Origin of the sequence: Stenotrophomonas sp. 2619, from assembly GCF_040548725.1 — a bacterium.
GTDB lineage: Bacteria > Pseudomonadota > Gammaproteobacteria > Xanthomonadales > Xanthomonadaceae > Stenotrophomonas > Stenotrophomonas maltophilia_AP.
This window is the reverse complement of record NZ_JBEPSF010000023.1, coordinates 15,499-26,247: the sequence shown is the minus strand read 5'-3', so window position 1 is coordinate 26,247 and position 10,749 is coordinate 15,499. Positions and strand designations below refer to the sequence as shown.

10 protein-coding genes are annotated in these 10,749 nt (G+C 67.3%); 6 read left to right on the top strand and 4 right to left on the bottom strand.

Annotated elements, in window-relative coordinates; all coding sequences use genetic code 11:
- Together ABIA71_RS19185 and ABIA71_RS19180 are read right to left on the bottom strand one after the other, a co-directional pair.
- On the bottom strand, nucleotides 1-1,200 hold the full coding sequence (locus tag ABIA71_RS19185; RefSeq protein WP_354287389.1) for an isochorismate synthase: 1,200 nt from the start codon (nucleotides 1,198-1,200) through the stop codon (nucleotides 1-3).
- The gene (locus tag ABIA71_RS19180) at nucleotides 1,197-2,396 is read right to left on the bottom strand and encodes an MFS transporter (protein ID WP_354287387.1); all 1,200 of its coding nucleotides are present in this window, start codon (nucleotides 2,394-2,396) and stop codon (nucleotides 1,197-1,199) included. The genes ABIA71_RS19185 and ABIA71_RS19180 overlap by 4 nt, the downstream gene beginning before the upstream one ends.
- Nucleotides 2,397-2,663: 267 nt before the next feature.
- On the opposite strand from ABIA71_RS19180, the gene atpC reads away from it, so the two are divergent.
- The 6 genes from atpC (at nucleotide 2,664) to ABIA71_RS19150 (ending at nucleotide 9,287) form a co-directional block, all read left to right on the top strand.
- Nucleotides 2,664-3,125, top strand: coding sequence for an ATP synthase F1 subunit epsilon (gene atpC, locus ABIA71_RS19175; protein ID WP_354287385.1), 462 nt, complete (start codon nucleotides 2,664-2,666; stop codon nucleotides 3,123-3,125).
- A 27-nt stretch (nucleotides 3,126-3,152) separates the two neighbouring features.
- Nucleotides 3,153-4,658: a DASS family sodium-coupled anion symporter gene (locus ABIA71_RS19170; RefSeq protein ID WP_354287383.1), complete on the top strand. Its 1,506-nt coding sequence runs from the start codon at nucleotides 3,153-3,155 to the stop codon at nucleotides 4,656-4,658.
- Nucleotides 4,659-5,026: 368 nt separating this feature from the next.
- Nucleotides 5,027-7,399, top strand: coding sequence for a ribonucleoside-diphosphate reductase subunit alpha (locus ABIA71_RS19165; RefSeq protein ID WP_502961284.1), 2,373 nt, complete (start codon nucleotides 5,027-5,029; stop codon nucleotides 7,397-7,399).
- 56 nt (nucleotides 7,400-7,455) lie between these two features.
- On the top strand, nucleotides 7,456-8,496 hold the full coding sequence (locus ABIA71_RS19160; protein WP_354287379.1) for a ribonucleotide-diphosphate reductase subunit beta: 1,041 nt from the start codon (nucleotides 7,456-7,458) through the stop codon (nucleotides 8,494-8,496).
- Nucleotides 8,497-8,503: 7 nt separating this feature from the next.
- A complete protein-coding gene (locus tag ABIA71_RS19155) occupies nucleotides 8,504-8,983 on the top strand; it encodes a flavodoxin (protein ID WP_354287378.1) in 480 nt (159 codons plus the stop codon).
- Nucleotides 8,955-9,287: a thioredoxin family protein gene (locus tag ABIA71_RS19150; RefSeq protein WP_354287376.1), complete on the top strand. Its 333-nt coding sequence runs from the start codon at nucleotides 8,955-8,957 to the stop codon at nucleotides 9,285-9,287. Before ABIA71_RS19155 ends, ABIA71_RS19150 begins: the two co-directional genes overlap by 29 nt.
- 169 nt (nucleotides 9,288-9,456) lie before the next feature.
- On the opposite strand, the gene ABIA71_RS19145 is transcribed toward ABIA71_RS19150, so the two are convergent.
- Nucleotides 9,457-9,768, bottom strand: coding sequence for a DUF3817 domain-containing protein (locus ABIA71_RS19145; protein WP_354287374.1), 312 nt, complete (start codon nucleotides 9,766-9,768; stop codon nucleotides 9,457-9,459).
- A 135-nt stretch (nucleotides 9,769-9,903) separates the two neighbouring features.
- Nucleotides 9,904-10,665, bottom strand: coding sequence for an SDR family NAD(P)-dependent oxidoreductase (locus ABIA71_RS19140; protein ID WP_354287372.1), 762 nt, complete (start codon nucleotides 10,663-10,665; stop codon nucleotides 9,904-9,906).
- Nucleotides 10,666-10,749: the final 84 nt, after the last annotated feature.

Below are 10,749 nucleotides of genomic sequence, written 5' to 3'. Positions count from 1 at the left end.
TCAGGAAGCAACTCCGGTAACACGCGTAGAAGACAACGTATCGACGCCCAGGGCATTCAACACGGCGCCGAATTTGGCGTCGGTTTCGGCCACTTCCAGCGCTGGCTGGGAGCCGGCCACAATGCCCGCACCGGCGTACACGCGCACCTGCGGGCCCTGCACGCGGGCGCAGCGGATCGCCACGTACCAGTCGCCATCGCCGTCGGCATCGGTCCAGCCAACTGCACCGGCATAGAAGCCGCGCGGCACCGGCTCCAGCGCACGGATGGTGGCCAGCGCAAGCGTGCGCGGCGTACCGCACACCGCCGGGGTGGGATGCAGCGCCGCCACCAGCGTGGCAACCGGCGTGCGGGCATCGGCCAGCGTGGCCTCGATCCGCGTGCCCAGGTGCCACATGGTGGCGGTGGCATGCAGCGAGGGCCGCGGTTCGGCATCGATGTGACTGCACCACGGCGCCAGTGCCGCCACGATCGCCTCCACGACATGGCGGTGTTCGTCGTGGTCCTTGGCCGAGCCCAGCAGCGCCTGCGCGACCCGTGCGTCTTCGTCCGGGTCGGGATGGCGCCGGGCCGAACCGGCCAGCGGATGCGACAGCACGCGGTTGCCACGACGCGACACCAGCAGTTCGGGGGTTGCGCCCACCAGCCATGCCGGCGATTCCTGCGCCTCACCGGGGAGTGACACCAGATAGGTGGCCACGCTGGGATCGTGGCCCAGGCGCGCGGCCAGCGCGTGCGGATCAACGTCATGCGCACCGTGCAGCAGCAGGCTGCGGGCCAGCACCACCTTGTGCAGCGCCGGCGCCGGCTGCTGCAGGTGCTGCAGCGCCGCGCCCACCGCATCTGCGTACTGCGCGGCACTGGGTTCGGCAGCAATGCGACCGGTGAAGGGCGCCGCAGGCGACGCCGACGGCAGCGCCGTGTTCGAAACGGCCTGCGGCTGGTGCAGCGCGTCGTCACTGTCAGGATCGAACGGCAACGCGCCGACCAGCAGCGGCAGGCCGGCGCGCGGCGTAGCGAAGAAGGCCGCTACACGCGCGGCCAGGGTGGCGGTGCCGCCGGACGGCAGCCGCGCCCGGCACCCCTGGGTGTGCAGCGAGCGCAACGGCGCCCGCAGCAGGAACGGCGTGGCCGCGGCAGCATCGCCAGCCACAGCACTGTCGTCGTCGCGCACCACGCGCACCTGCGTGCTGTCGTTCATGCCGGCGCTCCGGCGCGGTGGCGCGCCGCGGCCACCGAGAGCACCAGCAGCAGCGCCCCCACCAACAGGTACGGCGCGCTCGGCCGCCACTGGTACAGCAGCGTGCCGAGCATTGGTCCGATCACCATGCCCAGGCCCTGCACCGAGGCCACGGTGCCTGCGGCAGCGCCCTGCTCATGGGCCTGCACCGAATCAGCGGCCAGCGCCTGGAATGACGGAAACACGAAGCCCATCCCGAACGCCGCCACCGCGTAGGCCAGCAGCAGTTCCCACCGCGCATCGACCAGCGCCACCGAGGCGAAACCAATGCCCGACACCAGCGCGCCGATCGCGATCCAGCGGCGCGGCGGCACGCCGACCAGCTTCATCACCAGCACCTGCGCCAGGATCAGCCCGACACCCACCGCGGTGAGCGCCAGACCAGCCGCACGCGCGCCGTCGGCCGGCGACAGGTGCAGGCGGTCGATGGCGAAGAAGCCGACCGTGACCTGCGCGATGGTGACCGACACCATGGCTGCAAACACCGCCAGGATCGGCAGCCGAAGCCGTGCATCGGTCCAGCCCAGCCGCGCGCGCGGGCCGGTGGCGGCCGTGCGCAGCGGCGCATCCGGCGGCAGCCGCCAGGCGATGGCAGCGAGCGACAGCAACGGCAGGAACGCCGCGATATAGAGGGTGAGCGACAACTGGTGGAAAGCGATCCACCCGGCGGCGGCCGGCCCGACCACCATGCCCAGCGCGTTGGCGGTGCCGAGCTTGGCCATGGCCGAGGCGCGTTGCCCCGGCGCGGCACCGTCAGCCACCAGCGCGGCAGCGGTGGGGGGCACGGCGGCGTAGAACAGCCCCACCAGCGCCCGCGTGCCCACCAGTACCAGCACCGACAGCCACAGCGCCGGTGGGCGGGCCAACGCGGCGTCGACAAAGACCGCCATCGCGACGTAGATCAGCACATAGGCCGCCAGTGCGATCAGCAGCACGCGCTTGCGCCCGATGCGGTCGCTCAGGCTGCCCCAGCGGCGCGCGGACAGCATCCACAGCACGCCGGCGGCAGTGACCGACAGGCCGGCATGCCATTCGGCCAGCCCCAGCAGGCGCACCACCGGCCCCACTACCGCCACGAAGGCCATCATCGCCATGGTGCCGGTCAAGGCTGCGAACACCAGGGCCGGCAAGCCGGGTACTACCGAACGCTCATGCATAACACCACTGCCAATCAGGGAATAGGGCGCGCAGCGCAGCAAGGCGGCGCGTCGGATCGATCGGCTTCGACGATGCGAGGATCGCCGTGGCTATCCAGTCAAATGATAACAGGTCGCATTCGCAGTTTCCTGCTTGCGGTGGTGCGGCATTCATCCGCGTGCGATGGACAGCGCGGATGCGTCCCTACGCGCGGGACATTGATGTCGATCAACCCGTGCACACACCGACCCGACTAAGCTGGCTCCAGCCCCCTCACGGTCTTTGCAATGGCGTCACTTCCTCCCGCAACCGCCCTGCCCGGCATCGTGGCCGACATCGCCCACGGCCTGCCGGTGCAGATCATCAGCCTGACCGGCGAGATCTGGAGCGGCGACGTGCGCGAGATCAGCCTGCCGGGCAGCGAGGGGCGTTTTGGCGTGCTGGCGCAGCATGCGCCGCTGCTGGCCACCTTGCGCGAAGGCATGGTGTCGGTGTTTCCGGTCGGGGCCGAGCCGCCGCTGCACGTGTACGTGTCGGGCGGGCATGTGGAGGTGCAGCCGGGCAAGGTGATCGTGCTGGCCGACCTCGGCCTGCGCAGCGAAAACCTGGACGACGCCCGCGCCCGTGCCGCGCGTGAGGCCGCCGCATCGCCGATGGCCACCGAACTGACCGACCCCGACAACGCCAAGGTGCATGCCGAGCTGGCGCTGCAACGCCTGCAGCAGTTGCGCTCACTGCCGTTCAAGTAATTCCGCACCCGCCGCAAGGACCCCGCGATGCTCAAGCGACTGCAGGACCTGTTCCGCTACTTCAACGGGGCGGTGCCGTTCCGGCTGGTGCCGGCGCTGATCGCCACGACGGTGCTGGTCACCCTGTTGCTGCTGCCCTGCCCGGCCGGACTCACGCCCAAGGCCTGGGGGCTGGTGGCGATCTTCCTGACCACCATCGTGGCGATCATCCTCAAGGTGATGCCGATCGGGGTGATGGCGATGATGGCGATCGTCATCGTGTCGTTGTCGCAGGTCACCTCGACCTCGTCCAAGGGCGCCATCACCGATGCGCTCAGCAGTTTTGCCAGCCCGCTGATCTGGCTGATCGTGGTGGCGATCCTGATCTCGCGCGGCCTGAAGAAGACCGGGTTGGGCAGCCGCATCGGCCTGATGTTCATCGCCCTGCTCGGCAAGCGCACGCTCGGCGTGGGGTATGGGCTGGCGGTGTGCGAGCTGGTGCTGGCCCCGTTCACGCCCAGCAACACCGCCCGCGGCGGCGGCATCGTGCACCCGGTGATGCGCTCGATCGCCAACGCGTTCGATTCGGACCCGGCAAAAGGCACCGAGGGCAAGGTTGGCACCTACCTGGCGCTGGTGAACTACCACGCCAACCCGATCACCTCGGCGATGTTCCTCACCGCCACCGCGCCCAATCCGCTGGTGGTGGATTACGTGGCCAAGGCGACCGGCCAACAGTTCCACCTCACCTGGACCACCTGGGCGCTGTGCATGCTGGTGCCGGGGCTGGTGTGCCTGCTGCTGATGCCGCTGGTGATCTACCTGCTTTCGCCGCCACAACTGAAGGCCACGCCGAACGCGGTGGACTACGCGCGCGCCGAACTGGCGCGGATGGGGCCGCTGGCACCGAAGGAGAAGGTGATGATGGGCACCTTCGGCCTGCTGCTGGTGCTGTGGGCGAACGTGCCGGCGATGCTGTTCGGGCCGGCGTGGACGCTGGATCCCACCGTGGTCGCCTTCCTCGGCCTGTTCGTGCTGATCATCACCGGCACCATCGACTGGGACGACGTGCTGTCGGAAAAGAGCGCCTGGGACACGCTGGTGTGGTTCGGCGCGCTGGTGATGATGGCCGAGCAGCTCAACAAGCTCGGCGTCATCGGCTGGTTCTCCGAGGGCATGAAGGGGGCCATCGTCGCCAGCGGCATGGGCTGGGAAGCCATCGCCGCGGTGCTGGTGCTGGCGTTCGTGTTCTCGCACTATCTGTTCGCCAGCACCACCGCGCACATCAGCGCGATGCTGCTGGCCTTCCTCGGCGTGGGCGCCTTGTTGATTCCGGCCGAGTACGTGGTGCCCTTCATGCTGATGATGACCGCCGGCTCGGCAATCATGATGACGCTCACCCACTACGCCACCGGCACCTCGCCGATCATCTTCGGCAGCGGCTACGTCAGCCTGGGCACGTGGTGGCGCGTCGGGTTTGTGATGTGCGTGTTCGAGCTGGTGGTGTTTGCCGTGGTGGGTGGCGCGTGGTGGAAGGTGCTGGGGTACTGGTAGAGCCGGCCGTGGTTCGGCTGCCTTCCGCCTGATCGTTGATCGACACACGGCCGCCACACGCCTCGCCCCGCCGATCGGCTGCGGCGTTTGGTCACATTCGTGGCCGCCTCACCCCAACATATGATGTTGACGATGAGGCAGACCCACACTATGTTGTGTTCATCGGCTCCCCGCTTCCGCCAGGCCCGGTTCCCCGTCATGCCCCTGCAGGCCTTGCTGGCCACGCGGCATGACCACCCGAACAGCGCCTGGAAGCGAGCGAATTACCCGGACCTCTCCGGGGATGATCCCCCTGCCTCCATGACGCCCGCCCGGTCGTCGCGATGCCTGCATCGCGACGCGACACCTGCGCACTGCATGGACTGACGATGAGCACTGAAGACAGCACCCTCACCCCCACCTCCCCCGTACACGACACCACCGCCAGCAGCAGCGATGGCCTGTGGATCAGCAAGGAAGGCGGCAACCGGCGCATGCCGTTCGAGCAGGCCCGCCTGGTGCGCTCGATCCAGGCCGTGCATGCCGAGTTTCCACAGCTCGATCTGGCCGATTACCAGCGCGCCGTGCTGGCGCTGGTGCAGCGGCGGGAACAGCTCAGCGCCGACGACCTGGTGGACCTGCTGATCCGCGAGGCCGAGTCGCGCATCGACCTGGTGGCGCCGGACTGGGAGCACTTCGCCGCGCGGCTGTACCTGCGCCGCCTGTACAAGCGCGCCAGCAAGAACCGCTTCTACGACGCCAGCCTCAAATACGGCTCCTACGTGGGACTGCAGGAAAGCCTGGCCGACCGCAACGTGTACTCGATCGACATCCTTAAGGCCTACTCCAAGGAAGAACTGGAGGAAGCCGGGGCGATGATCGAGCCCGAGCGCGACCTGCTGTTCGCGTACAACGGCCTGTACCTGCTGGCCACCCGCTACCTGGCCACCGACCCGTCGCGGGCGGTGTACGAACTGCCGCAGGAGCGCTGGCTCACCATCGCGCTGTACCTGATGCAGAACGAACACCTCAGCGGCGACCGCACCCGGGCGCGGCGCATGCGTCTGGTGCGCGAGGCCTACTGGGCCCTCTCAAACCTGTACATGACGGTGGCCACGCCCACCCTGGCCAATGCCGGCAAGACCGGCGGGCAGCTGTCGTCGTGCTTCATCGACACCGTGGACGACAGCCTGCAGGGCATCTACGACTCCAACACCGACGTGGCCCGCGTGTCCAAACACGGTGGCGGCGTGGGCGCCTACCTGGGCTATGTGCGCTCGGCCGGTGCGGCGATCCGCGGCGTGGCCAATTCGTCCGGCGGCGTGGTGCCGTGGATCAAGCAGCTCAACAACACCGCCGTGAGCGTGGACCAGCTGGGCCAGCGCAAGGGCGCCATCGCGGTGTATCTGGACGTGTGGCACCGCGACATCGAGAGCTTCCTGGATCTGCGCCTGAACAATGGCGACCAGCGCCTGCGCGCGCACGATGTGTTCACCTCGGTGTGCCTGCCCGACCTGTTCATGGAGGCAGTGGAGCGGCGCGGGGACTGGTATCTGTTCGACCCGTATGAGGTGAAGCGGATCAAGGGCTGGTACCTGCAGGATTTCCACGACGAGCAGCGCGGCCAGGGCAGCTTCCGCGAGCGCTATGCCGAGGTGGTAGCCGACGAACGCATCAGCCGCCGCACGATCAAGGCCATCGACCTGTTCAAGCGGATCATGGTCAGCCAGCTGGAGACCGGCAATCCCTTCATGTTCTACCGGGACGAAGTGAACCGGATGAACCCGAACAAGCACGTCGGCAAGGTGTATTCCAGCAACCTGTGCACCGAGATCCTGCAGAACATGAGCCCCACCCGGCTGATGCAGGAGATGATCAGTGGCGACCAGATCGTCACCACCCGCCAGGCCGGCGATTTCGTGGTGTGCAACCTGTCCTCGATCAACCTGGGCCGCGCGGTCACCGCGGCGCCGGACCTGCTGTCCAGCGATGTGCTGGAGCGGCTGGTGCCGATCCAGGTACGCATGCTCGACAACGTGATCGACCTCAACCAGCTGCCCGTACCGCAGGCCACCATCACCAACCGCAAGTACCGCGCGATCGGCCTGGGCACGTTCGGCTGGCACCACCTGCTGGCGCTGAAGCAGATCGACTGGAACGACCCCCAGGCCGAAGACTATGCCGACAGCCTGTACGAGCGCATCAACTACCTGGCCATCCAGGCCAGCATGCGCCTGGCCGAGGAGAAGGGTCGCTACGCCACCTTCGTGGGCAGCGACTGGCAGAACGGCGAGTACTTCCGTGCGCGTGGCTACGACAGCCCGGCCTGGCAGGAACTGGCCGCGCAGGTCAGCGTGCACGGACTGCGCAACGGCTGGCTGCTGGCGGTGGCGCCGAACATGAGCACCGCGCAGATCGCCGGCTCCAGCGCCTCCATCGACCCGGTGTACGGCGCGTTCTACTACGAGGAAAAGAAGGACTTCCGCCGCCCCGTGGCCGCGCCCGGGCTGTCGCTGGAGACCTACCCGTACTACGAAAAGGGCGCCTACCGGCTGGATCAGTTCGCCAGCATCCGCCAGAACGCGCGCCGCCAGCGCCACGTGGACCAGTCGATCAGCTTCAACCTGTACGTGCCCAGCACCATCCGCGCCAGCACCCTGCTCGCCCTGCACATGAGCGCCTGGCGCGAAGGCCTGAAAACCACCTATTACGTCCGCTCCAACGACATCGACATCGACGAGTGCGAATGGTGCGGTAGCTGACGCCCGCGGGTCGTCAACCCTGCCTACATGCGCAACCCGACAACCAGGACACCCCCATGGCAACACCGCTCGAACGCATCAAGATTCTCGAACCGCGCCACCCCAACCGCTCCACCGGCATCATCAACGGCCGCACCAGCGGCATCCTGAACTGGAACGACATCCCCTACCCGTCCTTCTACCGGGCCTACAAGGAGCTGTCGACCAACTTCTGGATCCCCGACGAAGTGGACATGAAGGGCGACGCGCGCGGCTACGGCGAGCTCAACGCGCGCGAAAAGAACGCCTACGATTCGATCATCGGCCTGCTGGCCACGCTCGACTCCCCGCAGACCCGCTTCATCTACAACGTGGCCGAGTACATCACCGACCCGGCCGCGCATGCCAACGCGGCGATCATCGGCCAGCAGGAAGTGATCCATAACGAGAGCTACAGCTACGTGCTGGCCTCCATCGCCGGGCTGGCCGACCAGAACCGCGTGTTCGAGATCGCCCGCACCCATCCCACCATCCTGGCGCGCAACCAGCCGATCATGCAGTCCTACGACGACTTCATGCGCGAAAAGACCGCCGAGACCCTGATCCGGTCGCTGATCCAGTCGTCGATCCTGGAGGGGATCAACTTCTATTCCGGGTTCGCCTTCTTCTACAACCTGGTCCGCCAGAACCGCATGACCGGTACCGGCAAGATCATCAGCTTCATCAACCGCGACGAACTGGCCCACACCAAGTTCATCAGCGAATTGATCCGCGCCATCATCGGCGAGAACCAGCAGCTTCAGGGCGACCAGCTCACCGCCTACGTACACGATGCGTTCGAGCATGCCATCGCACTGGAAACGCGCTGGACCGGCGAGGTGCTGGACGGTATCGACGGCATCGACGTGGACGAAATGATCCGCTACGTGAAATACCGCGCCAACAAGATGGCCGGCATGCTCGGCATCGAGAAGCTGTACAGCGACACCCACGTCAACGTGATGCCGTGGATCAAGGCCTACGCCGACAACTTCACCGAGACCAAGACGGACTTCTTCGAAATGCGCAACGCCAGCTACAAGAAGACCAACGCGGACAACGGCTTCGACGACCTGTAAGCCGCCCATGCGCATCCTGCTTGCCTATGCATCGCTGAGCGGCAACACGCGCGAGCTGGCGCGGCTGGTCGCGGCACGCTGCCAGGCGCTCGGTCATTGGCTGCAGTTGCTGGACGTGGACGGCGCTACCGCTGCCGCGCTCGAGCAGCCACGCGATGCACTGCTGCTCGGCTGCTGGACCGACAATGCGGGCCGTACCCCGGCGGAGATGAAGGCCTTCGTGGCCACGCTGCGCGACACCGCCGGGCTGCCGCCCGGCCCGGGCGTGGCCGTGTTCGGCACCGGCGAGACCCAATGGGGCCCGGAGTACTACTGCGGCGCCGCGCACCGGCTGGCGCGCTTCTTCGGCTCGCCGCACCCGGTGCTGGAAATCGAGCAGATGCCGCACGGGCAGGCCGACACCCACGCCATCCACCACTGGACCGACACCGTGTTGGCCCGCATCGAGACCTCAACCCATGCAGACCCTGCACGCCGCCACGCCTGACGCCTACCACGCCGCCCTGCGCGACCATCCCACCGTGCTGGTAGATTTCCACAAGGACAACTGCCCCGGCTGCCGCATGCTGGACATGTCGTTGGCCAGCATCGCCGATTCGCCCAGTACGTCGGGCATCGTGCTGCTCAAGGTGCACCTGGAAACCATCGGCGAGGTGTTCTTCCGCAGCCTGGGCCTGCGCCAGACACCGACCCTTCTACTGGTCCGTGACGGTCACGAAGTGGCGCGACGGGCGGGGTATCAGTCGCCGAAACAGATCGGCGAAGCACTGGCCGCAGCCATGGCACCCTGACGTCGTGAAAACACGCTCGCCACCCCGGTAGGGTCGGTTCCCAAACGACTGCCGATAACGGTGCTACGCGCATTGCACGCATGACCCCGAAACGGCGTCGCGGCTGCGGTCACCAATGATGGACCGATACGTGCAGCCGACCAACGGTCGGCTCTACCGCGCTACAGAGCTACGCCGGCCGACGGCCCAGCAGCCCGCGCCGCTTGAACCACCACTCCAGCGGCAAGGTCACCAGCGGCGGCACCGCGGCCAGCAGGGCCAGCCCTGCCGCCCACCACGGCCAACGCAGCCGCACCGCGGCCAGTACCGTCACCACAACGTAGGCCATGAAGGCGAACCCGTGCACCGGGCCGAACACGCGCACGCCGATCGGAGTGGGATCGGCGGCGTGGTACTTGAAGTACATGCCGATCAACAGGCCGGCCCAGGTGAGCGCTTCGATGAAGGCAACGGTGGCGAAAACGCGACCCATGGGGGTCATTGGTGGAGTGGCGTTCAAATCAGGCTCGGCACGCGGGAATCAGGAGCGCCATGATAGCCGCGAACTGCGAATGCGACCCGTTTGCAGCCGATCGACGTCCAAAAGGCGTGCGCACGATGGCACACGCCCCGCCACTCAGACGAACATGCCGCCCGACGCTTCCACCCGCTGCGCATTGATCCATGCCGTGGACGGCGACAACAGCGCCGCGGCCACCGGCCCGATGTCATCCGGCTGGCCGGCACGTCCCAGCGCGGTAATCGAGGCCACCATGCCGTTGACATGCTCGTCGTCGCGCACACGGCCGCCGCCGAAATCGGTGGCGATCGCGCCCGGCGCGAGCGTGTTGGCGCTGATCCCGCGCGCGCCCAGCTCCTTGGCCAGGTAGCGGGTGAACACCTCGATGCCGCCCTTCATCATCGCGTAGGCCGAACTGCCCGGCAGCGAGAACCGCGCCAGCCCGCTGGACACGTTGAGGATGCGCCCGCCATCGGCGATCAGCGGCAGCAGCGCCTGGGTGAGGAAGTACGGCCCCTTCAGATGTACCGCCACGGCGTGGTCGAACTGTTCGTGCGTGGTCTCGGCGATGCTCGCGTACAAGCCTTCGCCGGCGTTGTTGAGCAGGCCCTGCAACTGCGTGGCGCCCCACCCCTGCAGGGTGTCGCGCAGCTGGTCGGCGAACGCGGGGAAGCTGCCGCTGTCGGCGACATCCAGCGGCAAGGCCGTGGCACGGCGACCGAGCGCTTCGATCTGAGCGACCACCTGCCGGGCGGCGTCGGCCTGGCTGCGGTAGGTGATCACGATATCGGCGCCATCGGCCGCCAGCGCGAGTGCGGCGTTGCGGCCCAGACCGCGGCTGCCGCCAGTGACCAGGACGATACGGGAGGAGCTGCTCATGATGTTTCTCCAGCGGTAGGGTGTGGGCACAGACTATTGATCTTGCGTAGCCGCATAAACCGCGCGATCCTGATTTGACTGTTC